The organism is Chryseobacterium endalhagicum (genome assembly GCF_016745235.1).
In the GTDB taxonomy this organism is placed as follows: Bacteria; Bacteroidota; Bacteroidia; order Flavobacteriales; family Weeksellaceae; genus Chryseobacterium; species Chryseobacterium endalhagicum.
Genome location: NZ_JAELVM010000002.1, coordinates 478,587 through 505,171, shown reverse-complemented (window position 1 = coordinate 505,171; position 26,585 = coordinate 478,587). Strand labels below are relative to the sequence as shown.

The following is a 26,585-nucleotide window of genomic DNA, read 5'->3' as shown; positions in this document are numbered from 1 at the left end:
GTGATAAATGATGAGTAATAAGTAATTGGTAATGAGTAACAGGTTTGCATTTTATTATTGCTGATTACTCATCGCTCATTACTTATCAGAAGTAGCCTCCTTTTTTCCGGTCTTCCATTGCGGCTTCGGTAACACGGTCGTCAATCCTGGTTTCGCCCCGTTCTGAAATCCTGGTGGCCACGATCTCTTCTATGACTCTATCCACTGTGGCTGCTTCAGATTCTACGGCTGCGGTACAGGTCATGTCGCCTACGGTCCGGTATCGGATTCGTTTTGTCGTTACGGTATCGCTTTCTTCCAATACGGCAAATTCTGAATTCGCGATCCACTGCCCGTTGAGGTCTACGACTTCTCTTTCATGCGAAAAGTAAATAGATGGCAGCTCAATTTTTTCTCTTCTGATATAATTCCAGACATCAAGCTCGGTCCAGTTGCTGATCGGGAAAACTCTTACATTTTCTCCTTTATGGATTTTTCCATTGAAAATATTCCAAAGCTCAGGACGCTGCAGTTTGGGATCCCACTGTCCGAATTCATCTCTTACAGAAAATATTCTTTCTTTTGCCCGGGCTTTTTCTTCATCTCTACGCGCTCCCCCGATGCATGCATCAAATTCAAATTCTTCAATGGTATCCAGCAGGGTAAAGGTCTGCAGCCAGTTCCGGCTTGGAAATTTTCCCTTGGGCTCTGTAAGCTTTCTTTTCTGAATGGTGTCTTCCACTTTTCTTACGACCAGATCCACATTCAGCTCTTGGGTTAACTGATCCCTGAAGTGTAAAACCTCCGGAAAATTATGTCCTGTATCTACATGAACAAAGGTGAAAGGAATTTTTCCATGGGGAAATGCTTTTGCGGCAAGATGGGCCAGCACAATGCTGTCTTTTCCGCCGCTGAACAGTAAAGCCGGGCGCTCAAACTGTCCTGCCACTTCCCTCAGAATATAGATGGATTCTGATTCTAACTGATCTAAATAATTTAAATGATATTCTGACATATTTGTATTTTTTTATTGATGAACGTGTAAGCCGCATTCTTTTTTATCTGCATCTTCCCACCACCAGCGGCCCGCTCTGAAATCTTCCCCTTCTTTGATGGCTCTTGTACAGGGCTCGCATCCGATGCTTACAAATCCTTTTTTATGAAGATAATTATAGGGCAAATGATGGTTCTGAACATATTCTGCCACCTGCTGAGTCGTCCAGTGAAGGATGGGATGGAATTTAATAATCTGATGATCCGGGTCCCATTCCAGCTGCGGCATCTGCCCTCTTCCCGCGGAATGTTCTGAGCGTAGTCCTGTTATCCATACTTTATAACCCTTAAGTGCTTTTTTTAAAGGCTCTACTTTCCGGATATTGCAGCATGCTTTTCTTTTTTCTACAGATTGATAGAAGGAATCCGGACCGTTTTCCGAGACCAGTTTCTGCAGGGCTTCGGGATCAGGATAGTAGGCTTTTATATTCTTTTTGAAGAAAGCCCTGGATGAGGTCCAGGTTTCATAGGTCTGCTCAAAAAGTCTTCCGGTATCCAGTGTAAATAAATCAATATCCAGGTTCTTTATCAGATGGGTTACTACCTGATCTTCATAACTGAAGCTGGTAGAAAAGATCAGCCCGCCTGGAAATCTGTCAGATAACTTCTGCAAATAATCCGTCCCGAAAGTGGCTTCTGAGGCCTCTTCCAGCAGGTTTTCATATTCTATTTTCAGACTGTTTTCCATTTCAAAATGAATTTTATTCCTGCAAATATATATAAATCCCACTTATCCTACCAAATTACTAGGATATAAAAATTAAAAAAAATTTCAGCTGTTTTTTATAAAGGAAGTAAGGGTAGCTTCCATCATGCTTTTCCTGGTTTTTTCTCTTACGATCATCAGTTCATTTCTGAGATAGCAGGTAGCTTCATCCACACAGTCGTCGCAAGGTTCGTAAAAGTTTAATGAAATACAGGGAGTCAGAGCGATCGGACCCTCGAAAATACGGTAAATATCGGCCAGTGAAACATCATCAGGAGATTTCAGGAGATAATATCCTCCGGCATTTCCCTGTTTGCTGTTCACGAGTTTGGCTCTTTTTAATTCAAGAAGAATCTGTTCTAAAAACTTTTTGGAAATATTCTCATCCTGTGCAATAATAGCGGTTGACAAAAATCCCTGATTGTAGTTTCTTGCCAGTCTGATCATTGCTTTCAAAGCATATTTGCAACGTTTGGACATCATAATTCATGCAAGTTATAACAATTTATTTGATTAATGAAATTGCTGATTCAGATTAAAAAAATACATAAGCGCCGTCCCTTGAAAATATGCTTTAACGTCCGGATTTGAAAATTTACATTGTATATTTGTTGAAATTTAAAATTCATGAGCGCAATAGAATTTAACCAGATGTGGAAAGAGAAATTACTGAACCGTTTTCTTGCCTATGTAAAAATATACTCAACCAGCGATGCAGAAAGTGAAACTACACCTTCTACTCCCAGACAGTGGGATATTGCAAAATATATTGCTGAAGAATTGAAAACGATAGGCCTGGAAGATGTTTCTATTGATGACAATGGTTATATTATGGGATATGTCCCTTCCAATTTAGAGAATAATGACAGACCTACGATAGGTTTTATCTCGCATTACGATACTTCTCCGGATTTCAGCGGCGAAAACGTAAAGCCGCAGGTTTGGGAAAACTATGACGGAAGTGATCTTTTACTTAATCAGACGACAGGATTTACTCTATCTCCTTCAAAATTTGAAAGTTTAAAAAAATATATCGGCCAAACACTGATCACTACTGACGGAAACACGCTTCTAGGAGCTGATGATAAGGCAGGATGCGCAGAAATTGTAACGGCAGCAGAATATCTTATCGCCAATCCGGACATCAAGCACGGAAGAATTGCTGTAGGATTTACGCCTGATGAGGAAATCGGCAGAGGAGCACATAAATTTGATGTGGCAAAATTCGGTGCTGAATGGGCTTATACTATGGACGGAAGTGAAGTTGGAGAACTTGAGTATGAGAACTTTAATGCAGCAGGAGCCGTGGTAAAAATCCACGGACTGAGTGTTCACCCGGGTTATGCTTACGGAAAAATGGTCAATGCAGGCCTTCTGGCAGCAGAATTTGTACAATTGCTTCCGGCGAATGAAACTCCGGCTACGACTAAAGGATTTGATGGGTTTTATCATTTAATGGACATCACTGCTGATATTTCAGAGGCAAAACTTCAGTATATCATCCGCGATCATGACGAAGAAAAATATGAGGCGAGAAAAAAATTCTTAGAAGAAAAAGTAGCGGAATTCAACCAGAAACATGGTGAAGGAACGGCGGAAGTGGAGATCAAAGAACAGTACAGAAACATGAAGCAGCAGTTTGAAGGAAAAATGCACATCATTGACCTTGCTGCAAAAGCGATGAAAGAAGCTGGAATTGAGCCTAAAATCAAGGCGATTAGAGGAGGAACAGACGGCGCTCAGCTGTCTTATATGGGACTTCCGTGCCCCAATATTTTTGCGGGAGGAATGAACTTCCACGGACCTTACGAGTACGTAGCTCTTGAAAGCATGGAACAGGCAACGGCAGTGATCATCAATATTGTAAAAGCTTAATTTAATCCTGATGAAAAGACTTTCGGCATTAGCATGTATTTTGGTTTTTGCTTTCAGCAGCGCACAGGTATCTGAATTTCAGAAAGCCGATTCGAAGTATGAAAGAAAAGTAAAATCACTGTATAAGAAATATCCGAAGCCTAATGATGAGAGAACCAAGCAGGAATGGCTTCTTACGGAAGAAAAAATATCAGCCTATAAAGATGCTCTGGAAAAAATTGCTGAAGAGGAAAAGAAGGCAATAACAGATGTACCGCCTCCTATGGCTCCAAAAATCACTAAAGAAGCTGAATATGAGACCGGAAAGGCGTCTTTTCAAAAGCTTTTAAACGAAGCGGTTGATCTTTCTTTCCTTAATTTTGCAGTTAATCCTTATAAGATAACATTGAAATTCACCCTGGATTCTAAAGGAAATGTTTCTAATGCAAGGGTAAAAGGTAATAATGAAGATGTGAACGCCTTTATAGAAGCAGCTTTTTACCGGATTAAGAATAAAGGCAAGTGGAAACCTGCGGAATCAAACGGCAGACCCGTTCTTTCTGTGGTCAGTCTTCCTTTACAGTTAAATTTCAGTAAACCATAATAATAAAAACCGTTGTGAAAACAGCGGTTTTTTTATTTCTTAAATGTTTTCAGTTCTGGCTTTTACGCCTTACTTTCAACATATTTCTCTTCCTGATGAAATGATTTATTTTTTTGTTATATTTACGTAAATACCAGATTACTAACTTTTAAGATCAAATTATTATGAGAAACATTAAGAAAATTTCAAGAAAGAATCTTTCTGTGATTCTTGGCGGAGGAATAAATGGCTGCCATATGAACGGCGATTCCGCTGATTGCAGGACAGACTGTGATTGTTCTTTCGGAAAGGGCTGTGAAATGTATGAAGATGGCAGCCCGGGAAAATGTATTGCCGTCGGCGGTGGCGGGAATCCGGGTGGTGGAGGATGTATTCCGCCAACTATTTGTGAAGAGGAACCTTTTTAATACAATCAACCGGAAGATAATACTCCCGGTTTTTTATTTTCTTTCAGTTAAAAACAGGTCCTTGTCAAAGCATCCCTGCCGTTCATCAAATAAAGTTTTCCCGTCTGCTTCATAGTTGTTGTTTTGCAGCAAATTATTACAGCAATTTATGAAACAGATTTTAGCACTAAGCTCATTTTTATTATGCATTACCTGCTCGGTGGAAACGAAAGCACAGCAAACCCCGGCTTTTCATATCGGGATTAAGGGAGGGGCAAATTTTACAAAAACCTCAACGGAATCTTCGGCATTGGAAGGGAAATACGGTTTGGGCTATCAGGGAGGAATCATGACCCGGATGGATCTCGGCAGCCTTTATGTGCAGGGAGAAGCATTATTCAACAAAAGAAAGACGTCTTACAGCCAGAAAGACGGAAGCTCGCCAAAACTGACCTGGAATTCCATTGATATTCCTGTAGTTATTGGTTACAAATTCATCAATACAAAAGATTTCAATGTCAGAGCTTTTGCCGGAGGGGTTTACAGCTATACTTTTAAGAATAATCTATCTACCTCACAGGCGCTTCAGGACGGATTTAAAAAATTTGATAAATCCAATATCGGGGTTACGGGAGGTATTGGAGTAGATTATAAAAACTTTACGGCAGATCTCCGCTACGAAACAGGTCTTTCAAGCATCAGCAAGGAATTTAAGTCTAAGCCGCATAGCTTTAGCCTTGGGATAGGATACTTCTTATTCTAAAAACTTAAATTATCTTTACGTATTAGAAACTGCGCCCTGCAGTTTCTAATTTTTTATAAATTCACTTACCCTTCTCCATGACAAAACCTTTTATTTTAAGAGAACATATTTTTGTGGCGATTTTCTGGCTTGTTTTTTCCGCTGCGGTATATATCAATTTCCAGGCAGGATCCGACAAAACCTCAGCTCTGCTTCAGACGATCGCGCTTCTCATTACTTCTTTTCTTTTTACTCATTTTCTCACCACAAGACTTCTTCCCAAAGCATTACGGTCAAAAAAGATGAAGACTTTTCTAATTCAGGCTACCGGAGTTATTCTTTTACTGAGCTTTATTTATTCTTTGATCTTCACCTATATTGAAGTCAATTCAAAGAATCAGCTTCCCGCCGATTTTGTAGATCATCTTCCTTTTTTGTGGAAAGGCTTCTATCTTGCGCTGCCGGCTTCTTTTCTTATTAACGGATCTGCATGCGGTATTAAATTTTATCAGGAACACGGAAGAATAGAACGGGATCATATCCTGCTTCAACAAGCTCATCTGGAAAATCAATTGAAATTATTACAGGACCAGATCAATCCTCACGTGGTTTTTAATATTCTGAATCATATTCATATTTTAATGAGAACAGATACGAAATTAGCCGATTATCTGCTGCTTAAATTTTCAGATATTCTTCGCTATCAGCTCTATCACTGCAGCCAGAATCTGGTTCCTCTGGATAAGGATATTGAGCATCTCCGGAATCTGGTGGAAGTGGAAAAATTAAGATGGGGGAATGAGCTGGAAGTAAGTTCAGACTGGAATATTGAAAATAAAAAATCATTCATTGCTCCTCTCCTGCTGGCTCCATTCATAGAAAATGCATTTAAGTATGTATGCAGGCTTCCCGGACATAAAGGATATGTAAAAATTTCCTGCCTGGAAAAAGACGGTTTCCTTTTATTTAATGTTGAAAACTGCTACTCCAATGTTGCCGGATATCCAAAAAAGGAAGGCTCCGGCGGAATCGGCCTTCAAAATGTACAAAAGCGGTTAAAACTTCAGTATCCGGATGCTCATGAGCTTAAGATTGAATCCGGTGATGAGGTGTATAAAGTAAGTTTAACGTTACAATTATCTGATAACCATGAGTCATAATATTCCCAAAATGAAATGCCTGATCATCGATGATGAACCTCTGGCAAGATTCCACCTTAAAGAGCTGGCAGACCAGATCGATTTCTTAACTGTGGAAGGAACCTGCGCTACAGCACTGGAAGCAGATGCTATAGTGAAAGAAAAGGAAATTGATCTTCTTTTTCTGGATATCAACATGCCTTATTTAAACGGCCTTGAATTTCTGGAGCAGCTTGAAAATCCGCCTTTATCCATTCTCACAACGGCCTATTCGGAATATGCGCTGGAAGGCTACCGGCTTCAGGTGGTGGATTATCTTCTGAAACCTATTGCGTTCAATCGTTTTTATCAGGCGGTGAACAAGGCCCAGCAGCAGTTTATTGTCGCTGAAAAGCTAAAGAAGAATTCCCCTTTTGACGATCCCTTTCTGTATGTAAGACAGTCCGATACCTTCGTCAAAGTTTCCTGGGTAGATATCCTGTATATTGAAAGTATGCAGAATTATACGAAACTTCACTTTAAAGATAAATCCCTTGTCATTCATCAAACCATGAAGGCGATTGAAGAATCTCTGCCGTCAGAACATTTTTTCAGAATTCATAAATCTTTCCTGATCAATATTACCCACATCGATATGATTTCGGGCGGACGTCTGTTCATCAACAAAACAGAACTTCCTATTTCCCGTACAAGAAAGGAGGAACTGCTGAATCAGGTGGTGTATAAGAAGCTTATTAGTAAATAGGAAGGAAGAGGGAAACTATTTTGTAAGGATGGAGGATGGGAGCGGGAAGATGGAGGTTACTATCCGACAATTATTAACTTGTAGACAATTGATTATAAATATCCTTGTAGATTTAAATAAAAAAAACATAAAATTGTTCTTAACAACTTCAATAACCTCCATCTTCCCGCTCCCATCCTCCATCCTTACCATTACGGCAAATTCCACCTCAATGATACGGCTGCATAAAATGTGCTGGCAAATTTGGGATCAGCGATTTTTTTGTCTTTAAAAATACTTTTGATCTTCCTGTCGTTTTCACTGAAACTTCTCAGCAGAGCCGTTCCTCCTGTAAGCCGGAGGCTGAGCTTATCATTCAGTTTTAATTCAGGCCTGATTCCCGCTGTGATCTGCTGGTAGCCCAGCAGCATGGATTTTCCGTCTTTATTTCTTTCTACCGTCATTCCGCTGAGGTTTACTACTGCCTTTAAAGCAAATTTGTCCGAAAACAGATAGCCAGCTTCCATTCCTTCCGGGAAATTGATATTAAACTTAATTTTTCCGTGGGTTTTCCAGTCGAAATAGATCCAAGGCAATATCATAGGGACTCCAAAAGCCGTTGTGAGTACAGGACCTCCTCCAAGAGCCAGATTCGGATTGAAATGTCTGATAAACAAAACACCGCCCTGCCCCAGAATATCGTCGGAACTTATTTGCTCCAGATCTGTATACACTCCTACTGAGGCGGTCATCATCATGCTCCATTTCTTTCCCAGAGGTCTCATGTGCTGGATTCCGGCCTGTGCATTCAGCATCTGATCAGGAAACAGCTGTTTTTCATAATCTTTATGGTTCATTTTCGCATAAGATCCGCTGAGCAGCAATGCCCAGGCCTTTACCCTTCCGCTGCTATCCTTTTTCATTGAGATGGGAATGCTGAGGTTAAGGTCTGCCCTTTTAAAATTACTTTTTGAATTTGTTTTTACGCTGTCTTCCGGGCGGATGTAACTGGAAAAAGGGATGTATTCGGTCTTCAATTCTCCTGATATTCCTGACTGGGCACTGATTCCATATCCAAGCAGACAGCATGCAGCTGCCAAAAGATTTCTCTTCATAATTTAAATTTTATGCAAAGAGATACCTTTGGAGCCCGTCAACAAAAATTACTTGATTAAGTGCCGGAATGATATGACCAAAAGGGGAAATGACGGGATGATGTAAAAATGATAAAAGAATAGGATTTCATCCAATTCTTTGGCTAAATCGCCCCTTTGGGGCTCTCCAATTCTATAGTCCCCTTTTTATTCGTAAATGAGCGGTACGCAAACCCAACGGCAATTAAAGCAATCCCTGCACGCAGAATAACCATCGGCATAATGGAATCCGCCTCTATAAACCCTGCCAGTCCTGAAAGTATAAAAGTAACCATCAATTGCATAAAACCCATCACAGCAGCTGCGGTACCCCGTCCTTCCTTAAAAGGTGATAAAGCGTGGGCTGAGGTAATCGGGAACAGAATTCCTATAGCCAGCAAAGAAAGATACAGCATTATAATTTCCAGGGCTACAGATAAATCGGAAGCAGCGATCAGGACATGCAGGCTGCAGACCACCAGCAGCAGAACTGTAGCGGCCAGTAAAAGCTTTGTATCGCTTATTCTTTTGACTAATTTAGGGGTAAGATAGGCTGCTGTGATGAGTGCTAATGAATTAAATCCGAATATCAGACTGAAAACTCCGCTGGAAAAGCTGTGAAGCTTCATAAACAAAAACGGGGCATTGGAAATATAGATGATCAGGGAAGCAAATGCGATGCTTCCGATCATGGTACTGCTGATGAATTCTTTATTGGAAAGAATAGTTTTTAAATGATCCTTTAACCCTTTTCCTTCTTCTGCATGCTCGGCAATTTTTGCTTTGGTATGGGTTTCCGGAACGTATTGATATACCATGAACAATGTTAAAAGTCCCAGAACAGTCAGAAAAGCAAATGAACTGTTCCAGCCCCAGAAATTAAGGAATACACTTCCTAAAAGAGGTGCTATAATCGGCGCAATACCGCTGATCTGGGACTGCTGGGAAAAGATAGCGACAGATTTCTGCCGGTCATAAAGATCGATCACAATAGCACGGCCAATCACAATACCCGCACTTCCTCCGAAGGCCTGCAGAAAACGCATAGCCCACAATACATAGATGTTCTCCGTAAAAAATATTGCTGTAGCGCCGATGATGAAAAGCAAAAGTCCGGAATACAGCATCGGTTTCCGTCCCGTTTTATCAGATAAAGGTCCCCAAAGCAGCTGTCCAAATGCAAAACCCGCAAAGAATACGGAAATTGAGATCTGAATATGCCCGATATCCGTCTGGAAAATCTTAGCCATACTTGGAAAAGCCGGCAGATAAAGGTCTATACTTAATGATTCCAGGGTGTTTAGCAGTGCCAGAATAAACACTACAATACTTAAATTTCTCATAAAAAAGGTCTGTCCATAAACAATCCGCGGGGATGTTTTTCTCGCAGCAAAATTCCGTCAAAAAACAGTATTTTTCAATACAGGAAGTGAAGGAACACCAGCACAAACTGAGGATGTGGATTCGAGGTGCGGGGATTCGAGGTACGAGTTTCGAGATGCGGAGGTGCGTGTTTCGGGATAAGAGTTCTAAGATGGCTTGTGGGTAAGAGAAGAGTTGGAGAGTTTAGTTGCTGGTTATTGAGTTCATATCTACCTGACTTCTGGCATCTTGGTTCTTGATTCTTATAATTTAAATTCACCTTTCACTTGCGAAGCAGAATTGACTATTCACCTTCCTTAATCTCAATCTAAAATCTGATCCGGCATCCCAATCACGAAACCCGGAACCCGAATCACGAATCACGAAACTATTCACATTCACCATTCACCTGCGAAGCAGAATTGACTATTCACCTTCCTCAATCTAAAATCTGATCCGGCATCCCCCAATCACGAAACCCCGGAACCCGAATCGCGAAACCATTCACACTTTAAACCCATCAGGATTCTGACCCGTATGCTTTTTGAAGAAGCGTGAGAAGTAAGAAGCATCACTGAACCCCAGTTTAAAAGCAATTTCCTTTACGGTTAAAGCCCCAAAGCTAAGCTCTCTTTTGGCTTCGAGCACTAGTCTTTGGGCAATCATCTTTTTCACGGTTGTTCCTCTTGAAAGGCGGACAATATCATTGAGGTGATGTGTGCTTATTTTGATCTGATCTGCATAGAAACCGGTATCCTTTTCAACGGTATAATATTCTTCAATGAGACTAACCAATTTTTGGATGCGTTGTCTGTCATTAATTGAGGAATCCTGCGGATTGATCTGTTCTGTGATGATGATACAGAATGCCCTCAGGTAAGTTTTTAATAAATCTATTCTCAATATCCCTTTATATTCCTGTTCCATCAGCGAGATAAGGGTGCTGCAGGTTTCTGCGCTTTGAGGATCTAAAGAAAAAGGACACGTTCCTCCTGTTAGGATGGTTTCTATATCGCAGACTTCTTTAAATATCTCTCTGCTGATGGCCAGCACATAGCCTTTTTCACCATTAAGTTTCATATTGAAAACCTGTCCCGGTGCAATGATGCAGATCTGGTTATTTTTGAGGGAATGATGCTCAAAATCCAGCTCCAGGCTGCTGTTTTCGGGAACTTTGTTAAACCATATGATCTCAAAGAAATTATGCCGGTGAACATCATTAAAATTCTCAGGATGCCCGGAATCCAGAGTCATCAGCTGAAACTGTTCGGAGGTCAGATGATGGACGGGGATGTTTTTTTCTGTTGAATTCATTGGCTTCTTTTACTAATAGCACTAAACAAAAACCACAGCAAAAAAGATGCTGCGGTTTTCTACAATATTCAAAATTAAATATAATTTTATCCGTTCTGGTTACCCAAGAAAGCATCCCAGCCCTGTGCCGTAAGGGGAACAAGCTGATTGGAGCCTCTTGCCACCATATAATTTCCTTCTTCACTGTCTACGGCGTGACCAATGATCGTGAAATCAGGATGGTTTTTAATTTTATCAAAATCGTTCGGAGAAATGGTGAACAGCAATTCATAATCTTCACCACCACTTAATGCCGTCATTACCGGGTTAAGATTCATTTCATCTGCTGTGGAGATTGTCAAACTATCCATCGGGATTTTCTCTTCATACAGTCTGAATCCTGTTTTTGACTGGTCAGAAAGGTGAAGAATCTCAGAAGCCAGACCGTCAGAAATATCGATCATGGAAGTCGGTTTGATATCCAATTCTTCCAGAATGGTTTTAATGTCCGTTCTTGCTTCAGGTTTCAGCTGTCTTTCAAGGATATAGTCATAGCCTTCCATTTCCGGCTGCATATTCGGGTCGGCCAGAAAAACGGCATGCTCTCTTTCAAGGATCTGAAGCCCCATATAAGCCCCACCAAGATCTCCGGTTACTACCAGAAGATCATTTAGTTTGGCACCGCTTCTTTTTACAATATTTTCATCATTCTCAATTCCTACAGCCGTGATGCTCATTACCAGTCCGGAATTGGAACTTGTAGTATCTCCTCCGATAAGATCTACTTTATATCTTGCACATGCAGCCTGAATTCCTGAATAGATCTCTTCCAGGGCTTCCACCGGAAAACGGCTGGAAACAGCAAGAGAAACCAGAATTTGTGTAGGAACCGCATTCATAGCCGCAATATCGCTGAGGTTAACCACAACCGCTTTGTAGCCTAAATGTTTTAAAGGAACATATCCTAAATTAAAATGTACCCCTTCTGCAAGAACATCCGTGGTAAGCACCACTTTTTTGTTTCCGGGATTGATAACCGCTGCATCATCTCCCACCCCAAGCTCTGAAGACTCGTTGGAAAGCGGAAAATGCTCCGTCAAATGTTTTATCAGACCGAATTCTCCTAATTTGGAAATCGGGGTCAGTTCCTGTGATTTATCTTCAAACATAATTTTTCTTTTTTTGTAAAACGCCCGGTTTAAAAAGTATCCATGTCTGTAAACATCAACCCTTGAACTTTAAACCTTGAACCTTTAACTATTTATTAAATTCTGCCGGGTCTACATTATCCGGACGGAAAGGAAGTTTTTTGAAATCATCCCTGGTCATCACGATGGTTTCAGGGCTCTTGTATTTGTTCATGGCTTCTATCACATCATCCGGCGGAGTGGTCATTTTTCTCAGCATCATATCGATCCATACTCCCGTAGCTTCTGCGGTGGCACAGTGTACTCCGTCCGGCGTATAGAATTTATGAACAAACCTGTAGATGGAAGAATCTTCTGAACAGCCATCAATTTCAAGGCTCACGATAACCGTCTGATCTGCATAGATCTCCTTGAAAAAAGAATATCTTTCATGCATGATCACAGGCCCGATTCCCCATCGGCTCAACTGCGTAACCCCCATTTTTTCTTTGGTCATAAAGGCCATTCTGGACTGCGCACAGTACTGTACATATGATGAATTGGCTAAGTGCTTGTTGGCATCAAGATCACTCCAGCGTACTTCGAATTTATGGTAAAAAATCATTTAAATACGTTTTAAATATGCTTTTATAAAGTTCTTTTCATTTCTCAACTACAAAAGTCACAAAAGAGATTGACATTTTAGAATAAACCAAGCTGATCATCAAGCTGCATTGAAGTTCACATAAGAAGAAAATCTAAGATTTTCAAAAAACATATGTGTTCTTTCTATGCGCCCTATATTTCACTTAAAAATAGCTAAGGCGTTAAAAACTTTTGTCTCTTTTGTGGTTAATAATCTAAACTTTAAAGTTCAAAAATTATATTCTTCAAAATTACTCAAATAAGATGGTTTATAAAAATTGTACTTTTGAAAAAATAATCTTCAGCATAGGATTACAATTACATGAAACAGATCATCATTATCGGAGGCGGTGCTGCGGGCTTTTTCTGCGCATCGAATCTTGACGAAAAAAAATATAAAATCACCATCCTGGAACAGAACTCGGATGTACTTCAGAAGGTAAAAATTTCAGGTGGCGGCCGCTGCAATGTGACCCACGCGTGTTTTGATCCAAGGGAGCTGGTTCAGTTTTATCCAAGGGGAAATAAGGAATTGCTGAGCGTTTTCACCCGATTTCAGCCGGGAGATACCATGGATTGGTTTGACCAGCGAAATGTTCCTCTGAAAATAGAGAATGATAACCGGATATTTCCGGAAAGCAATTCTTCACAGACCATTATCAATACGCTCCTGACTGAAATTCAGAATAAAAAAGCAGAAGTTAAAACAAAATGCTCCGTTAAAGACATTGAAAAACAGGATGAAAAATACCTTGTTAAGACCAGTCTGGGAGATTTTCAGGCAGATTATATTGTGTATACCACGGGAAGTTCTCCAAAATCACTGAAGATCGTTGAAAATCTGGGTCATAAAATCGTTGATCTTGTGCCGTCGCTTTTTACATTCAATATAAAAGATGAGCTGCTGAAGGATATGCCCGGAACCAGCTTTGAAAATGCAGAGGTTTCCATTCCTTCATTAAAAACGGAGGAAAGCGGACCTTTACTGATTACGCACTGGGGACTTTCAGGGCCTGCAGTTTTGAAAATTTCAGCGTGGGAAGCGGTGAATCTGGCCAAATTAAAATATCAGTTTGAAATTGAAGTGAATTTTATCTCAAAATCTATGGACGAGGCTGAAGAAAGCTTTCAGAATTTTAAACAGTCAAATCCCAAAAAGACGATCGGACAGGCGAAGATCTTCGACATTACCAACCGGTTCTGGCAGAAAGTATTGGATGTTTCACAGATTGATCTTAATAAGCAGATCTCCAATATTTCAGGAAAAGAAATGCAGAAAATTCTTGAAAATCTCTGCAGTAAAAAACTGAAAGTAAGTGGAAAATCTACTTTTAAAGACGAGTTTGTGACCGCCGGAGGTATTGATTTAAAGGAAATTAATTTCAAAAACATGTCCTCAAAACTTCTCCCTAATTTTCACATTGCCGGAGAAGTCCTGAACATCGATGCGGTGACGGGTGGTTTTAATTTTCAGGCATGCTGGAGTGAAGCGTGGCTTATTTCACAACATTTAAATCATTTAGAAATATGAAAAAAATAACCGTATTTGCTCTGCTTTTTCTATCTGCAGCAGCATTTTCGCAGACACAGGAAACTGTGAAATCCTCTCAGACAGAACAGACTGATAAACCTGCAGAATATCCTGGAGGCTTCGGAGGGTTTAGAAAAGCAGTTGGCCAAAAAATAAGAATAGACCGGATAAAAGGCGCAAAGGGAAGAATAGAGTCTAAAGCAGCATTTTCAATCAACCTTAAAGGTGAAGTAGAAAACCTTGTTGTAACGGGAGAAAATGAAAGTTTTAACAAAGAAGTGGAAAGAGCCATACGATCTATAAAACCAAAATGGAACCCTTCAACACAGCAAGGCACACCTGTGGAGGCAAAGTATACTATCCCTTTTGCTGTTACTTTTGAATAAATAAAAATGTTTACCGCCAAAAAACATATTCCCATTTTATTAAAAACCCTTTTGGTTATTGGGTTCGGATATTTTTTTTGGCTGATGCTTAAAATTACGCTGGAATATGTTCCTTTTAATCCGAATGTGAGTTTTCTGATGATCAAGCAGACGGAAGTTCAGGACAGGCCGGAATATCTCCCTTTTTTCTACACGCATGTGTACACCAGTATTTTTGTCCTGCTTTCCGGTTTTCTGGCTATCCTGCGAAAGGATTTCAGCATAAAGAACTTTCATAAAAATATGGGTAAGATCTATATTTTTTTGATTCTGATTCTGGCGGCTCCTTCCGGAATTTATATGGGATTTTTTGCCAACGGAGGTTTTTTATCTAAAATTTCATTCGTTATTTTAGGATCACTTTGGTGGTTCACCACGTATAAAGCCTATGCTGCTGCAAGACAAAAACGCTTCAAAGAACATAAGCAGTGGATGTGGCGAAGCTTTGCACTCACTTTATCTGCACTCACTTTGCGCATCTGGAAAGTTATTATCGTATATTTATTCCATCCCAATCCTATGGATGTCTACCAAATCATTGCATGGCTGGGCTGGATTCCCAATATCCTTTTAATTGAATACTTAATTACAAAAAAACATCTATGAAAATTCTAAATTACACCCTTGCTTCCTTACTGGCAGTTTCTCTTCTGAGCTGTAAGAAGGACGGAAAGATGACCGAAACAGGAAAAGACTCTACGGTTGCCAAAAAAGATTCAGTGGTCGTTCCGGAGATTTACAAAGAATATTACGGCATCTATTCCGGGGATTTTGCCGGCATGGAAAAGATGGTGGATGAAACCGACGGTTCTGAATATGACGCGAGTATCAACAAGAGAATTTCGCTTAAGATCAACCGAATTACGAAAGACAGTGTATACGGACAGAGCATTGTGAATGGAAATCAGCGCCCGTTCAGAGGGATCTTCAATGAAAGCACAAAATCTTTTGTTCTGGACGAACCGGGAAATGATAAAACAGACGGCAGGTTTGAAGTAAAATTAAGCGGCGACAGCATCACCGGAAAATGGAATGCTTTCAATAAAACAGCAGTAAAATCACCTTTAAAAACCATAAAACTTTCAAAAAAGGAATTCGTATACAATCCGAATTTTATGCTGGATAAGGATTCAGATCTTGTGGACTGGTCCAATCCGAAGGATTTTGTAGAAAAATACACCGATGAGGAAACCGGAAAAACGGAAAGCTATACAACCTCTAAAAACAGAGTGGCTTCGGAAGCTATTTTTGAACTGAATGCTTCCAAACAAAAACTGACGGAAAAGGAACTTAAAAATTTAAGAAAAATAGATCTTGAGATCATTAAGAATTCTGTTTTTGCCAGACACGGCTACTCTTTTAAAAAGGAAACCTACCGGTATTTCTTTGAACAGACGGACTGGTATATTCCTGTTTCCAGGAATGTTGATAAGGAGCTTTCTCCAATGGAAAAGGACAACGTAGCATTGCTGAACCGTTTTATCAAGTATGCGGAAGATAAGTATGACAGTTTCGGAAGATAATTTTTAGGGTATGAAAAAGTATATTTTCTTTGTTTTAATATTCTGGGCTGCATCTGTTGCTGCCCAGAGAGACTCTACTATCATTCCCGGGCCCGATCCATCGGCAGTCATAAAAAAAACACCCGAAAAACCCGCTGAATTTCCCGGCGGGCACAAAGCTTTTGTAGCGGAGATTTTAAAAAATTTCAGAACCTCTCCCCTAGTAAAAGCAGAGATCATGAAAGCAAAAGCAGTGGCCTCTTTTATGGTAGATACGGACGGAAATATGGTAGACATCAAGATCGAATCCTATGAATATAAAATGGTGAAAGATGAATTCCTCAGAGCGTTGAAAATGATCAAAACGCAATGGATTCCGGCAGAGCAGGATGGTAAAAAAGTCCGAAGCCTAATGAGGCAGCCTTTGGTATTTAGTCTGCAATAGTCTGACGGTTTTTTCCGGAATTAAGCTTTACCCCGATGAAAAGCAGTAAGCATCCGGCAGCATAGCACAGAATATCAATCCACGAAAAAGAATTTCCGATTACGGTATACATCAGGTCTCCGGGACGGAAACCCAGTTTTTCTGCGACCTTAAAATATTGGGCAAACTCCACCAGGCATGAAAATATCAGGATGCCCAGGATCAGTTTTTCATCATGTATTTTGATAAAAGTTCTGACAAAAGTATAAAGAAGCATCACGACAATAACATCTCCGAGATAGGCTCTTATAAAGAAGATATGTGCCAGTTTTGTGGCGATCAGGACTTCTATGAGGAAAATAAAGATCGTGAGAAGAAGATATTTCAGGCTGAATTTAAATTCCATGCTTTTTTATGTTTTGGCTAAAGCCGTATGGCGGCTGGTTATTGTTCAAGCGTACGCGGGCTAAAGCCCGCTCCTATTGAATAAATACAATCTCATTCAATTTTCGGTCATAAAAAATCGGTATTCCAGGAACACCGATTTTTTATAAACTGTAAAGCAAAGATATTATTTCTTAACTTTTATGGTGCATCCTATAGCTACTGTTTTTGTCATTTTTACGGATTCTCCTTTGATCAGGGCGTTTACGGCATCCTGAACATAATATTCGGAGACATCATTCGGGTTTTCGTAGTTATTGTCGATCGCTCCGATGTATTTCACGATATTCTTTCCGTTTTCTTTCTGCAGGACAAAAACGTGGGGTGTTTTAGTAGCTCCGTAAAGCGGATAGATCTTTTGTCCTTCATCCACAAGATAAGGAAAGGTGAAGCCTTTTTGTTTGGCTCTTTCTATCATCTGCTTGTAGCCGTCTTCGGGCTGTACATTAGGATCATTGGGATTCACCGCAATGACCGGATAGCCCTGATCTTTGAATTTCTTATCCAGTTCCACGATTCTGTCCTCATACTTTTTGGCATACGGACAGTGGTTGCAGGTGAAGACCACGATAAATCCTCTGGCACTTTTAAAATCACTTAAAGAAACCATTTTTCCGTCAATATTTTTCAGCTTAAAATCTGCGGCTGCATCGCCTACTTCATATCCTTTTGCAGGGGCGGAAGCATTTACTTTCTGAGGGTTGTTCTTATCATGATCTGCTGCTGTGAAGCTTAACAATCCCAGCCCGGCAATGAATACCGCCATTAAAATTTTCAGGTTTTTCATATTTATTTTATTGTAAGTTATTGTTGATTGTCTTTTCCAGGTCTTCTTTACTCATTTCGCCATCGTTGAAATGTACTTTTTCGCCGTTTTTATAGAAAATTGTTACCGGGATATTCCCGTCCCAGTTTTTCTCAAATCTTGGAATCCAGGTGTTCATTCTTTTGATATCGTCCAGTAAAATGACTTCTGCAGTAAGATTTTTATTTTTGATAAACTTCATTACCCTTGGCTTATCCACCAGCCTGTCCAGGGAAACGAGGATCATTTTATATTTCGGATGATCCTTAAATTTATTATTGATCTCCATAAAATCCGGAAGTTCTTTCACGCATGGCGCACAGGTGGTAGACCAGAAATTAACGACCAGCAGCTTATCACTCTCCTTCTGAATACGTTTTTCAAGGTCTTCATATTTCATGGATGGCACATCTGTCTGCTGGGCAGTAAACGCCGTAAAACACAGAAATACAGTTAATAGGGTCAATACATTCTTCATATTCAAAAATAGTCATTAATTATCATTTAAATCCGGAATGGACTCTTATCTGGTATTGGGTTGGATAAAAAGCCGGGGAAATAGTTAAATGCTTTTTATTATTTAGAAAAAACAGGCTTTAATTGAAGCTGAAAACCTCAACAAAGAGTACTTTTCTATCTGTATCAATCCTTATTCAATTTCGTTCCCTCCAAATATCAATGAGAATTTTAACACTATTTTATTAATCACAATCTATTGAATTATAAGAAATTAAATGTAAATTAGCATACAATCAAAACAAAATTATTATGAAAAAATCAAACATTCAGCTTAAAAAGCTGACTAAAAAAGAGCTAAAGAACATCAGCGGTGGAGCAAGACCAGTGTGCCCAAGAGTGGTGAGCTGCTTTGACCCGGCAACAGGTGAAGAGCAATACGGAGTATATGGAATTCAGGACGGACCGTGCTGTTAAGAATTGATCACCATTAATCTAAAAATGTATGAAAAATTCTAACATTCAAAGCAGAAAGCTCACGAAAAAAGAGCTAAAGGAAATCAACGGAGGTGCTTCATGTGCTGAAGGCCTGTGTAAACTCAGAGGGGTACCCAGCCATTTCATGATCATCGGCCCAAGAGGCAAAGACGGCTACTGCTGTTAATCACCATACTAAAACTCAATGACTGGAATCCATTTCAGTCATTTTTTTATGCTTCAGAATGACTTTATCTGAGATCGGGAAAGGTGAATTTTGGAGGGAGATATGAGAGACAAGACATCAGATCTCTAGGTTAAGGCTGAGATTGGGGAACGTCAATTGTCATGTGAATAGTAAATTTCTGAGCAGATTTCAGACATCAGATTTCAGACAACCCAATACCAGTAACTTAAAACTCATCATTTATAACTTATAACTTTTCAAAACCCGAAAACTCTAAAACCCTCCAACTCTCCAACCCGTATCTATTTTTAATCAAATTTTTTCTTTATTTTACATCAAATTAAAAAATGAATAAAACTTTTATTTTACTTTTTGCCTGCTTTCACATTTTCATAAAAAGCCAGGAGACCAGTACAGACAATACCTCTCAACTTCCTCCTGCTCCGGGCTATCCTGCAGACAGAAAACTTCCGGATCCCTATAAAGGAGTTTCTGTACATGATGCGCCAAAGGATGTTGTAGGGAAAATGAATTTAGAAAAAGTTGTCTTTCAACCCGATCAGCCGGCAGAATTTCCGGGTGGTATAAAAGCCTTAAAACAAAAGATTTATGAAACAGTGGACCCTTATAATCTGACAGATTTTATTCATTGGGGAACCGTTTACATCATCATTAACGATACAGGAAAGATAGCAGATATTTTTGTTCAGACGGCAAGCAATAATCTTAAAGCAGAGATGAAAACCGCACTGGAAAAAATAAAAACCCGCTGGAAACCTGCACAAAGAAAAGGAATGCGGGTGAATTCTTTAGTTTCATTTCCTGTTTCCTTCAACTTCAATGTAGAATAACCTGAGCTCGGTTTAAGATATTAGGTTAAGACTGAGATTGGGAAAGGTGAATTTCTGGAGAGATATCAGACACAAGACATCAGATTTCAGACAATCCCAAACCCGCACCCCAAAACTCATCACTCATAACTCATCATTTATAACTCATAACTTCCCAAAACTCTCCAACCTAACCAAAAACTACCCTCCAATCATTTTTTTTATCGAATTCAGCTTCATTAAAGCTTCTATCGGGGTCAATGTATTGATGTCTATTTTCGTCAGCTCTTCCCGGATATTTTCCAGAACAGGATCGTCCAGCTGGAAAAAAGAAAGCTGCATATTTTCTTCGGTCACCCTTTTAATGCTTTCCGAAGTACTGCTGGTCTGTGAGCGGCTTGCTTCAAGGGTTTTCAGGATCTCATTGGCTCTGTTGACCACTTTTACAGGCATTCCCGCCAGTTTAGCCACATGAATACCAAAGCTGTGCTCACTGCCGCCCGGAACAAGCTTCCTCAGGAAGATGATATTTCCTTTATTTTCCTGGATGGAAACATGGAAGTTCTTTACCCTTTCAAAATTCACGGTCATTTCGTTCAGCTCGTGATAATGGGTTGCGAAAAGGGTTTTGGCCTGTGTAGGATGCTGGTGAAGGTATTCTGCGATAGCCCAGGCGATGGAAACCCCGTCGTATGTGGACGTTCCACGGCCGATTTCATCTAAAAGGATCAGGCTGCGTTCAGAAATATTGTTCAGAATATTTGCAGCTTCATTCATTTCCACCATGAAAGTCGATTCTCCGGCAGAAATATTATCCGTCGCTCCCACTCTTGTGAAAATCTTATCCAAAACTCCTATTTCAGCATATTTTGCAGGCACAAAGCTTCCGATCTGAGCCAGAAGACACACAATAGCGGTTTGACGAAGAATTGCAGATTTACCGGCCATGTTCGGCCCCGTAACCATGATGATCTGCTGGGAATCTTTATCTAAAAAGATATCATTCGGAATGTATTTTTCTCCTAACGGAAGTGCGTTTTCAATAATCGGATGTCTTGCTTCTTTTAAATCTATCGCATAACCCTGATTAAGAACAGGCTTCGTATAGCTTTCAGAAACAGCCAGTTCGGAAAGTCCGGCAGCTACATCAAGCTGTGCAATAATATTGGAATTTCCCTGAATCTGGTCCATATAAACCATGGTTTCAGCACAGACGTTTCTGTAGAGTTCGTTTTCCAGCACGCTTATTTTCTCTTCAGCGCCTAAGATCTGGCTTTCGTATTCTTTCAGCTCTTCGGTAATATAGCGTTCTGCATTCACGAGGGTCTGCTTTCTCAGCCAGTCAGCCGGAACTTTATCTTTATGAGCATTTCTTACTTCTATATAATACCCGAAAACGTTATTAAAATCAATTTTAAGGCTTGAAATTCCTGTTCGTTCAATTTCTCTCTGACACATTTCATCCAGGAAGCCGCGGCCTTTGTTCTGAAGACCTCTCAGCCTGTCCAGCTCTTCAGAAATACCTTGTTTAATGATATTCCCCTTTGAAATATTCACCGGAAGCTCTTCATTCAGATGATTTTGTAAAAATTTAATCAGCTCATCCATATCAAATAAAGGCTCCAGCCAGGCCATCACATCGGCATGCGGATGAAGTAACGCTTTAATCTGATGAATATTGATCAAACTTTGGCGCAGATATCCTAATTCTTTCGGGGATATTTTTTCTGCGGCCAGTTTCCCCATCAGACGGTCCAGATCGGAAATAGATTTCAACAATTGGCAGATTTCATATTTCAGCTGGTCGTTTTCATTCAGAAAATCAATCAGGGAAAGCCTTCTCATGATCTCGTCCACAGATTTTAAGGGAAGAATAATTCTTCTCCTCAACAGCCTCCCTCCCATTGGGGTAGAGGTTTTATCAATGATATCCAAAAGAGATTTCCCTTGTGGATTGCTTGGATAAACGATTTCAAGGTTTCTCAGGGTAAAATTATCCATCATCAGATAATCTTCCTGAGGAATAATCTGAAGCTTGGTGATATGAGCAAGCAGATTGTGGTGGGTATCTTCCACAAGGTAAGCGAAAATAGCTCCGGCAGCGGTAATGGCCAACGGAAGATTTTCAATTCCAAAACCTTTTAAAGACTTGGTTTTAAAATGTGAGGTCAGTTTTTCGTAAGCAAAATTATACTGGAAAGCCCAGTCTTCAAGCTTAAAGGCACTTTTATTTTTTAGCTGTTCCGGCAATTGAACACTTCTCTGAAATACAATTTCGCTCGGATCAAAAGTGGTAATAATATGAAGGATTTTATCCAGATTTCCCTCGCTTACCAGAAATTCACCGGTAGAAACATCTACCAGAGCAATTCCGTACTTTTCTTTTTCTTTATGAAGGGATAGAAGGAAATTATTCTTTTTTGAATTAAGCACCTGGTCATTAAACGTTACCCCGGGAGTTACAAGCTCTGTAACACCTCTTTTTACGATACCTTTCACCATTTTGGGGTCTTCCAGCTGATCGCAGATGGCGACTCTCATTCCTGCTCTTACCAGTTTCGGAAGATAGGAATCTACCGAATGGTGCGGGAAGCCAGCCAGCTCTATATGGCCTTCTCCATTAGCCCTTTTGGTAAGAACAATACCAAGGATCTGGGATGTTTTCACCGCATCCTGTCCAAAAGTTTCATAAAAATCCCCAACCCGGAACAGCAGCAACGCATCAGGGTATTTTGCCTTGATGGTATTGTACTGCGTCATGAGCGGAGTTTCCTTCTTCGTTTTAGCCATAATAAAAAATGAGCCCCAAATTTAATTAAAATAACCTGAGTTCAGGTTAAGAAAATTAAGATTGAGGAGTTTGAAGTTTCGGGAAGTGACGAGTTATAAATTATGAGTGATGAGTTATTTGAATCTGATCTTTGAGTTAGAGGGCTTTCACATTTCACCTGCAAAGCAAAATTGTCCATTGATATTTTTCAATCTTAGCCCGCGCCTGAGCCTAAAAATCTCACATCTACTCAAAAAATTCACTATTCACTTGCGAAGCAAAATTCACTATTCACACTTCTTAACTTTAGTTCAGCTAACTTATGCTGTTCAGAACAAAATATTTATCGTATTTTTCAGTAAAATAAAATCTATGATCTACCCGGTTTTAGAAACTGAAAGACTTATTTTAAGACAGTTGAATTCCCATGATGCAGAAGATCTCTTCGAATATTTTTCTCAGGATCAGGTGATGGAATATTATGACCTCGAAACCTTCAAAACATTGGAAGATGCCCAAAATATCATCAAATATTTTAATAATGAATTCGAGAAAGGAAAAGGATTCCGCTGGGCACTGGAACTGAAATCTGAAAAAAAGGTCATAGGAACCTGCGGATACCACAACTGGTTTCCTGAACATTTCCGGGCAGAGATCGGCTATGAACTGAATCCCAAATTCTGGAGGAATTCCTATATGAAAGAAGCGATTCTTCCTATTCTTATCTATGGATTCGAAAGCATGAGACTTCACCGTATTGATGCCTTTACAGATCCTGCGAATATTGCTTCGGAGAAACTTTTACATTCTTTAAACTTTAAAGATGAAGGAATTCTGCGTGATTATTTTTTTGAAAAAGGGAAATTTGTGGATGCCAAGATTTTTGGACTTATTAATGAATAAGATGGAAGATGGGTGTCGGAAGTTCGGCGGAACTACTGAATATTTTCTTAATTAACTTTTTTAGCGTTTGTCTTTCCAACATTTATCATCTTGAATGACAATCACAGCAAGAAGTACCAGGAGAGAAAGTAACTTCCAGCCTCCCTCTTCAGGCTTCCTGCCACTTACATCTTTTCCGGTTTTCTCTTCTTTTCAAAAGCCTCCGCCCCTTTCTCATACGCCCACTTCTGCTTGTAATTCACCCACTTAGCTTTAAAAAGCTTACGCAGAAGTTTATCTGTATACCTCATGATGAAAACATGATACAGCATATTGGCAAACACATTCGGTTTGTTTGGAAGCGCTCTTAATGACAGTGAAAAACCAGGCTCAAGATATCTGTTGAAATGCCAGAATGCTCCCGGAATAAACAGTGCATCTCCGTGCTCCATGAAAATCTCGTAACCTTTCGCGTACTGTAAAGCCGGAAACTTTTCGTAATCCGGGTTTTCATAATCTATATCGTAAACGGTATGAACAGAAAGCGGTACTTTATATAAGAACGCAGATTGTTTCTGGTCGAATAGCAGTATTCTTTTTTTACCTTCAAAATGGATATGAAGAAAATCCCCGAGATCCACATCATAATGCATTAAAACATGTGCTTCACTTCCCCCGAAGAAAAGAGTCGGGAGCCTTTTAAAAAATTTAATTCCCAGGTCTGGATACGTGAAGTTTTTCAGCAGTTCCGGAAGCCTGTCTGTAATGATGTAGAAGAAAATACGAAGATCGGAAGGTCCGCTTTTGATCCTGTCTATATATTCTTTCATTTTCATATTCGTCACCGGGGCATCTGAGCTTTTGGAAGCATCGGCTGGTTTATTGTCGTATAAAGGAACATCCTGATCGCCTGCCTTTTCACGGATGTATGCCAGGTTCCATTTGTCGAATGCATCCCATCGGGCCGCAAAATTTTTAATCAAAAGCGGCTTATGTTTTTTGAAATAATTCTTTTGAAAATCTTCTTTACTGATATCGTGGACTACATCTACGTTTTCGAGGATCATCTTAATTTATTATTTAGTGTGAAATAAAAATAGTGTTTTTTTGAAATCTGGGAAAATTAAAAAATGGTAACGGGACTTCGGGAGAATGATTTAAACCACAAAAGGGACAAAAGTTTTTAAACACTTTAGTTTTTTTTAGTTTAAAATATTGAGAATAAGAAGTACACATAAGGCTAAAAATCGGAGATTTTTATAGATAATACTTGAACCATTAAGAGAGATTAAGATTTTAAGATTATTAAGCTGAGCTTCGCTTTAAGAAACAGAGCTAAAAGAATCTTTAGATTTTCTCTTAACTTTCCTTATCTCCTTCACAGATCTTAATGTTTCAAAAAAATAGGCACAATCATCTGTGAAAATCCGCGAAATCTGTGGTGAAAAAAATAATAAACTACAAAAAGATAAAAGATTTTCAAGAAACTTAATTATTGAACCTCTTTCAAATTCAGCCATCAGCCTTTTCGCCATTTTTTAAAATTATTTTAAGCTTCCAGATAAAGCATGGCTCAAATGAAAAAATTATATTTGTAAGACCAAGCCGATTTATGAGAGCCTATAACACGAAACATTTCCTGAAGATCCTTTTCAGTATGCACCAAAGCGATACGATGAAGATCCTTTTTCCAACAATGATCCTTGTGGGACTGTATTCGTGGGGTATCCAGTATCTGGAAGTGGAATATCTCCATCTTACCACAAAATCAGGCGTGAGCAATGTAGGAATGATCCATTCCCTGCTGGGTTTTGTGCTTTCTCTGTTACTGGTTTTCAGGACGAATACGGCTTATGACCGATGGTGGGAAGGACGAAAACTTTGGGGAAAACTGGTGAACGACACCCGGAATTTCGCTGTAAAGATTAATGCTATTTTGGGTGACGACCGTCAAAATGCTGAGCAGATCGCCCGGTATTTAAAATATTTCCCGCATTTCCTGGCCAAACATCTTTCCCAGGAGTCTACAAGGCTGGCTTTGGATGAAGATTATTCCGAAATTGAAAAGTCTCTTAAACATCATGGCCCCAGTGAAATTGTCATTCTTTTGACCCATAAACTGAACCAGCTGAAAAAGGAAGGAAAGATATCGGATATTGAAATGCTTTATCTTGACACCCAGCTATCCGGGTTTCTGGATGTATGCGGAGGCTGCGAGAGAATTAAAAATACACCTATCCCCTATTCTTACTCGTCTTTTGTAAAGAAATTCATTATTTTATATGTCATGGCGCTGCCTGTCGCCTACGTTATTACCATCGGACTTCTGATGATCCCGCTTACCGTATTTGTTTATTACGTATTGATGAGTCTGGAACTGATTGCTGAAGAAATTGAAGACCCTTTCAACAATGATGAAAATGATATTCCGATGGAAGCGCTGGCTCAGAATATTGAAAAAAGCGTCCATCAGATCATGGGTCTGAAAAAGTAAAAAATCAACCTTAAAGGTTGATTTCTTTTATTTCTCCGTCCTGTTTTATTTCTACAAATTTACTTTCCCTGTTTGCTGCGGAATATCCGTAGAAAAACGTACTGTATATCGGCGTGGAATACATATAACCGCCATATCCGTTATACGCATCGGATCTTCCGGTCTGCTGCTGGTAGCTGGCCGTTGCTGTAAAATTCACAATGGTTTCCAGATAGTATTTTCCGGGTTTTAATTTTTCGAATTTAAACCGTCCATAATCGTCTGTTAAAGCTTCTAATCTGTATTTAAATGCATCTTCAGACATATACACAGTGGTTTTTTTGTTCTCATACTTTCTCCTCATGCTGTAAAACTCATCAAAATAAGACGTTACAGGAAAAAGCATCACTACCGTTCCTTTGGGTGCATAATGTTTTGCTCCCAGTAAAGGTTTGATCCCCCAATTGTTTTTCTGTTTGGTAGAAGCCACTCCTTCTATGGTAGAATTTCCGAAACTAAGCATCTCCCTGGCCATTTTCTTATCAAAAAAAGCCTGCGGATAATAGGTATTCTGTGCCTTTGAAAATACAAAAGCGAATACCAACAGCAGTAAAGCGGATATTTTTTTCATG

30 protein-coding genes are annotated in these 26,585 nt (G+C 39.6%); 16 read left to right on the top strand and 14 right to left on the bottom strand.

Translation table 11 applies throughout. The features are described from left to right. Window positions 1-85: 85 nt before the first annotated feature. From cysD to JET18_RS12625, 3 genes are all read right to left on the bottom strand, one after another. Window positions 86-994 (bottom strand): sulfate adenylyltransferase subunit CysD, encoded by a 909-nt coding sequence (gene cysD, locus JET18_RS12635; protein ID WP_202091538.1) that lies wholly within the window; start codon window positions 992-994, stop codon window positions 86-88. Window positions 995-1,006: 12 nt separating this feature from the next. Next, window positions 1,007-1,720: a phosphoadenylyl-sulfate reductase gene (locus JET18_RS12630; protein ID WP_202091536.1), complete on the bottom strand. Its 714-nt coding sequence runs from the start codon at window positions 1,718-1,720 to the stop codon at window positions 1,007-1,009. An 84-nt stretch (window positions 1,721-1,804) separates the two neighbouring features. After that, entirely contained in the window at window positions 1,805-2,221 is a 417-nt protein-coding gene (locus tag JET18_RS12625; protein ID WP_202091534.1) for an RrF2 family transcriptional regulator, read from the bottom strand. Window positions 2,222-2,365: 144 nt separating this feature from the next. Between JET18_RS12625 and pepT the strand changes: the two genes are divergently transcribed. The 6 genes from pepT (at window position 2,366) to JET18_RS12595 (ending at window position 7,208) form a co-directional block, all read left to right on the top strand. After that, on the top strand, window positions 2,366-3,613 hold the full coding sequence (gene pepT, locus JET18_RS12620) for a peptidase T (protein WP_202091532.1): 1,248 nt from the start codon (window positions 2,366-2,368) through the stop codon (window positions 3,611-3,613). Window positions 3,614-3,623: 10 nt separating this feature from the next. Continuing rightward, the gene (locus JET18_RS12615; RefSeq protein WP_202091530.1) at window positions 3,624-4,196 is read left to right on the top strand and encodes an energy transducer TonB; all 573 of its coding nucleotides are present in this window, start codon (window positions 3,624-3,626) and stop codon (window positions 4,194-4,196) included. Between the two features lie 164 nt (window positions 4,197-4,360). Then, a complete protein-coding gene (locus tag JET18_RS12610; RefSeq protein ID WP_202091528.1) occupies window positions 4,361-4,603 on the top strand; it encodes a hypothetical protein in 243 nt (80 codons plus the stop codon). Window positions 4,604-4,751: 148 nt separating this feature from the next. Next, complete coding sequence (locus JET18_RS12605) at window positions 4,752-5,345, top strand: porin family protein (RefSeq protein ID WP_202091526.1); 594 nt, start codon at window positions 4,752-4,754, stop codon at window positions 5,343-5,345. 77 nt (window positions 5,346-5,422) lie between these two features. Further along, a complete protein-coding gene (locus JET18_RS12600; protein WP_202091524.1) occupies window positions 5,423-6,484 on the top strand; it encodes a sensor histidine kinase in 1,062 nt (353 codons plus the stop codon). Beyond that, window positions 6,474-7,208 carry a LytR/AlgR family response regulator transcription factor gene (locus JET18_RS12595; RefSeq protein ID WP_202091522.1) on the top strand — a complete coding sequence of 245 codons (735 nt, stop codon included), beginning with the start codon at window positions 6,474-6,476 and terminating at the stop codon, window positions 7,206-7,208. The genes JET18_RS12600 and JET18_RS12595 overlap by 11 nt, the downstream gene beginning before the upstream one ends. Before the next feature lie 191 nt (window positions 7,209-7,399). Here the strand turns inward: JET18_RS12595 and JET18_RS12590 are convergent, their stop codons facing one another. From JET18_RS12590 to JET18_RS12570, 5 genes are all read right to left on the bottom strand, one after another. Then, entirely contained in the window at window positions 7,400-8,302 is a 903-nt protein-coding gene (locus tag JET18_RS12590) for a DUF6268 family outer membrane beta-barrel protein (RefSeq protein ID WP_202091519.1), read from the bottom strand. A gap of 143 nt (window positions 8,303-8,445) precedes the next feature. After that, the gene (locus tag JET18_RS12585) at window positions 8,446-9,663 is read right to left on the bottom strand and encodes a multidrug effflux MFS transporter (protein WP_202091517.1); all 1,218 of its coding nucleotides are present in this window, start codon (window positions 9,661-9,663) and stop codon (window positions 8,446-8,448) included. 523 nt (window positions 9,664-10,186) lie between these two features. Continuing rightward, a complete protein-coding gene (locus JET18_RS12580; RefSeq protein ID WP_202091515.1) occupies window positions 10,187-10,996 on the bottom strand; it encodes a helix-turn-helix domain-containing protein in 810 nt (269 codons plus the stop codon). 86 nt (window positions 10,997-11,082) lie between these two features. After that, entirely contained in the window at window positions 11,083-12,144 is a 1,062-nt protein-coding gene (gene thiL / locus JET18_RS12575; RefSeq protein ID WP_202091513.1) for a thiamine-phosphate kinase, read from the bottom strand. 88 nt (window positions 12,145-12,232) lie between these two features. Further along, window positions 12,233-12,727, bottom strand: coding sequence for an acyl-CoA thioesterase (locus tag JET18_RS12570; protein WP_202091511.1), 495 nt, complete (start codon window positions 12,725-12,727; stop codon window positions 12,233-12,235). A gap of 342 nt (window positions 12,728-13,069) precedes the next feature. On the opposite strand from JET18_RS12570, the gene JET18_RS12565 reads away from it, so the two are divergent. From JET18_RS12565 to JET18_RS12545, 5 genes are read left to right on the top strand one after another with little or no spacing between them, the layout of a single operon-like run. Continuing rightward, complete coding sequence (locus tag JET18_RS12565) at window positions 13,070-14,278, top strand: BaiN/RdsA family NAD(P)/FAD-dependent oxidoreductase (protein WP_202091509.1); 1,209 nt, start codon at window positions 13,070-13,072, stop codon at window positions 14,276-14,278. Continuing rightward, the gene (locus tag JET18_RS12560) at window positions 14,275-14,664 is read left to right on the top strand and encodes an energy transducer TonB (protein ID WP_202091507.1); all 390 of its coding nucleotides are present in this window, start codon (window positions 14,275-14,277) and stop codon (window positions 14,662-14,664) included. The genes JET18_RS12565 and JET18_RS12560 overlap by 4 nt, the downstream gene beginning before the upstream one ends. A 6-nt stretch (window positions 14,665-14,670) precedes the next feature. After that, window positions 14,671-15,309 carry a DUF2306 domain-containing protein gene (locus JET18_RS12555; RefSeq protein WP_202091505.1) on the top strand — a complete coding sequence of 213 codons (639 nt, stop codon included), beginning with the start codon at window positions 14,671-14,673 and terminating at the stop codon, window positions 15,307-15,309. Continuing rightward, on the top strand, window positions 15,306-16,226 hold the full coding sequence (locus tag JET18_RS12550) for a YARHG domain-containing protein (RefSeq protein ID WP_202091503.1): 921 nt from the start codon (window positions 15,306-15,308) through the stop codon (window positions 16,224-16,226). Before JET18_RS12555 ends, JET18_RS12550 begins: the two co-directional genes overlap by 4 nt. Window positions 16,227-16,236: 10 nt before the next feature. Beyond that, complete coding sequence (locus JET18_RS12545; protein WP_202091501.1) at window positions 16,237-16,650, top strand: energy transducer TonB; 414 nt, start codon at window positions 16,237-16,239, stop codon at window positions 16,648-16,650. Here the strand turns inward: JET18_RS12545 and JET18_RS12540 are convergent. From JET18_RS12540 to JET18_RS12530, 3 genes are all read right to left on the bottom strand, one after another. After that, window positions 16,637-17,035: a ribosomal maturation YjgA family protein gene (locus JET18_RS12540; protein WP_202091499.1), complete on the bottom strand. Its 399-nt coding sequence runs from the start codon at window positions 17,033-17,035 to the stop codon at window positions 16,637-16,639. The genes JET18_RS12545 and JET18_RS12540 overlap by 14 nt on opposite strands. 165 nt (window positions 17,036-17,200) lie before the next feature. Beyond that, the gene (locus JET18_RS12535; RefSeq protein WP_202091497.1) at window positions 17,201-17,860 is read right to left on the bottom strand and encodes a thioredoxin family protein; all 660 of its coding nucleotides are present in this window, start codon (window positions 17,858-17,860) and stop codon (window positions 17,201-17,203) included. A gap of 7 nt (window positions 17,861-17,867) precedes the next feature. Next, window positions 17,868-18,356 (bottom strand): TlpA family protein disulfide reductase, encoded by a 489-nt coding sequence (locus tag JET18_RS12530; protein WP_202091496.1) that lies wholly within the window; start codon window positions 18,354-18,356, stop codon window positions 17,868-17,870. A 290-nt stretch (window positions 18,357-18,646) separates the two neighbouring features. On the opposite strand from JET18_RS12530, the gene JET18_RS12525 reads away from it, so the two are divergent. From JET18_RS12525 to JET18_RS12515, 3 genes are all read left to right on the top strand, one after another. Next, complete coding sequence (locus JET18_RS12525; protein ID WP_202091494.1) at window positions 18,647-18,811, top strand: bacteriocin; 165 nt, start codon at window positions 18,647-18,649, stop codon at window positions 18,809-18,811. A gap of 28 nt (window positions 18,812-18,839) precedes the next feature. Then, complete coding sequence (locus tag JET18_RS12520; RefSeq protein WP_117590619.1) at window positions 18,840-18,998, top strand: bacteriocin; 159 nt, start codon at window positions 18,840-18,842, stop codon at window positions 18,996-18,998. 347 nt (window positions 18,999-19,345) lie between these two features. Next, complete coding sequence (locus JET18_RS12515; RefSeq protein ID WP_202091492.1) at window positions 19,346-19,849, top strand: hypothetical protein; 504 nt, start codon at window positions 19,346-19,348, stop codon at window positions 19,847-19,849. 180 nt (window positions 19,850-20,029) lie between these two features. Here the strand turns inward: JET18_RS12515 and mutS are convergent, their stop codons facing one another. Beyond that, the gene (mutS, locus tag JET18_RS12510) at window positions 20,030-22,618 is read right to left on the bottom strand and encodes a DNA mismatch repair protein MutS (RefSeq protein WP_202091490.1); all 2,589 of its coding nucleotides are present in this window, start codon (window positions 22,616-22,618) and stop codon (window positions 20,030-20,032) included. Window positions 22,619-22,970: 352 nt separating this feature from the next. Here mutS and JET18_RS12505 point away from each other — a divergent pair, with 352 nt between their 5' ends. After that, on the top strand, window positions 22,971-23,501 hold the full coding sequence (locus JET18_RS12505) for a GNAT family N-acetyltransferase (RefSeq protein WP_202091487.1): 531 nt from the start codon (window positions 22,971-22,973) through the stop codon (window positions 23,499-23,501). Window positions 23,502-23,665: 164 nt separating this feature from the next. Here JET18_RS12505 and JET18_RS12500 read toward each other — a convergent pair whose 3' ends face one another. After that, window positions 23,666-24,547: a cupin-like domain-containing protein gene (locus JET18_RS12500; RefSeq protein ID WP_202091485.1), complete on the bottom strand. Its 882-nt coding sequence runs from the start codon at window positions 24,545-24,547 to the stop codon at window positions 23,666-23,668. A gap of 545 nt (window positions 24,548-25,092) precedes the next feature. Here JET18_RS12500 and JET18_RS12495 point away from each other — a divergent pair. Continuing rightward, the gene (locus JET18_RS12495) at window positions 25,093-25,974 is read left to right on the top strand and encodes a bestrophin family protein (RefSeq protein ID WP_202091483.1); all 882 of its coding nucleotides are present in this window, start codon (window positions 25,093-25,095) and stop codon (window positions 25,972-25,974) included. Window positions 25,975-25,984: 10 nt separating this feature from the next. On the opposite strand, the gene JET18_RS12490 is transcribed toward JET18_RS12495, so the two are convergent. Beyond that, a complete protein-coding gene (locus JET18_RS12490; RefSeq protein WP_202091481.1) occupies window positions 25,985-26,584 on the bottom strand; it encodes a hypothetical protein in 600 nt (199 codons plus the stop codon). Window position 26,585 lies beyond the last annotated feature (1 nt).

Coding starts and splice junctions, on each gene's coding strand:
- pepT (WP_202091532.1), top strand. CDS start 2,366: ATGAGCGCAATAGAATTTAACCAGATGTGGAAAGAGAAATTACTGAAC.
- JET18_RS12590 (WP_202091519.1), bottom strand. CDS start 8,302: ATGAAGAGAAATCTTTTGGCAGCTGCATGCTGTCTGCTTGGATATGGA.
- JET18_RS12550 (WP_202091503.1), top strand. CDS start 15,306: ATGAAAATTCTAAATTACACCCTTGCTTCCTTACTGGCAGTTTCTCTT.
- JET18_RS12515 (WP_202091492.1), top strand. CDS start 19,346: ATGAATAAAACTTTTATTTTACTTTTTGCCTGCTTTCACATTTTCATA.
- mutS (WP_202091490.1), bottom strand. CDS start 22,618: ATGGCTAAAACGAAGAAGGAAACTCCGCTCATGACGCAGTACAATACC.
- JET18_RS12615 (WP_202091530.1), top strand. CDS start 3,624: ATGAAAAGACTTTCGGCATTAGCATGTATTTTGGTTTTTGCTTTCAGC.
- JET18_RS12490 (WP_202091481.1), bottom strand. CDS start 26,584: ATGAAAAAAATATCCGCTTTACTGCTGTTGGTATTCGCTTTTGTATTT.
- JET18_RS12565 (WP_202091509.1), top strand. CDS start 13,070: ATGAAACAGATCATCATTATCGGAGGCGGTGCTGCGGGCTTTTTCTGC.
- JET18_RS12605 (WP_202091526.1), top strand. CDS start 4,752: ATGAAACAGATTTTAGCACTAAGCTCATTTTTATTATGCATTACCTGC.
- JET18_RS12530 (WP_202091496.1), bottom strand. CDS start 18,356: ATGAAGAATGTATTGACCCTATTAACTGTATTTCTGTGTTTTACGGCG.
- JET18_RS12585 (WP_202091517.1), bottom strand. CDS start 9,663: ATGAGAAATTTAAGTATTGTAGTGTTTATTCTGGCACTGCTAAACACC.
- JET18_RS12600 (WP_202091524.1), top strand. CDS start 5,423: ATGACAAAACCTTTTATTTTAAGAGAACATATTTTTGTGGCGATTTTC.
- thiL (WP_202091513.1), bottom strand. CDS start 12,144: ATGTTTGAAGATAAATCACAGGAACTGACCCCGATTTCCAAATTAGGA.
- JET18_RS12495 (WP_202091483.1), top strand. CDS start 25,093: ATGAGAGCCTATAACACGAAACATTTCCTGAAGATCCTTTTCAGTATG.
- JET18_RS12535 (WP_202091497.1), bottom strand. CDS start 17,860: ATGAAAAACCTGAAAATTTTAATGGCGGTATTCATTGCCGGGCTGGGA.
- JET18_RS12555 (WP_202091505.1), top strand. CDS start 14,671: ATGTTTACCGCCAAAAAACATATTCCCATTTTATTAAAAACCCTTTTG.
- JET18_RS12500 (WP_202091485.1), bottom strand. CDS start 24,547: ATGATCCTCGAAAACGTAGATGTAGTCCACGATATCAGTAAAGAAGAT.
- JET18_RS12525 (WP_202091494.1), top strand. CDS start 18,647: ATGAAAAAATCAAACATTCAGCTTAAAAAGCTGACTAAAAAAGAGCTA.
- JET18_RS12570 (WP_202091511.1), bottom strand. CDS start 12,727: ATGATTTTTTACCATAAATTCGAAGTACGCTGGAGTGATCTTGATGCC.
- JET18_RS12595 (WP_202091522.1), top strand. CDS start 6,474: ATGAGTCATAATATTCCCAAAATGAAATGCCTGATCATCGATGATGAA.
- JET18_RS12545 (WP_202091501.1), top strand. CDS start 16,237: ATGAAAAAGTATATTTTCTTTGTTTTAATATTCTGGGCTGCATCTGTT.
- JET18_RS12540 (WP_202091499.1), bottom strand. CDS start 17,035: ATGGAATTTAAATTCAGCCTGAAATATCTTCTTCTCACGATCTTTATT.
- JET18_RS12580 (WP_202091515.1), bottom strand. CDS start 10,996: ATGAATTCAACAGAAAAAAACATCCCCGTCCATCATCTGACCTCCGAA.
- cysD (WP_202091538.1), bottom strand. CDS start 994: ATGTCAGAATATCATTTAAATTATTTAGATCAGTTAGAATCAGAATCC.
- JET18_RS12520 (WP_117590619.1), top strand. CDS start 18,840: ATGAAAAATTCTAACATTCAAAGCAGAAAGCTCACGAAAAAAGAGCTA.
- JET18_RS12505 (WP_202091487.1), top strand. CDS start 22,971: ATGATCTACCCGGTTTTAGAAACTGAAAGACTTATTTTAAGACAGTTG.
- JET18_RS12625 (WP_202091534.1), bottom strand. CDS start 2,221: ATGATGTCCAAACGTTGCAAATATGCTTTGAAAGCAATGATCAGACTG.
- JET18_RS12560 (WP_202091507.1), top strand. CDS start 14,275: ATGAAAAAAATAACCGTATTTGCTCTGCTTTTTCTATCTGCAGCAGCA.
- JET18_RS12610 (WP_202091528.1), top strand. CDS start 4,361: ATGAGAAACATTAAGAAAATTTCAAGAAAGAATCTTTCTGTGATTCTT.
- JET18_RS12630 (WP_202091536.1), bottom strand. CDS start 1,720: ATGGAAAACAGTCTGAAAATAGAATATGAAAACCTGCTGGAAGAGGCC.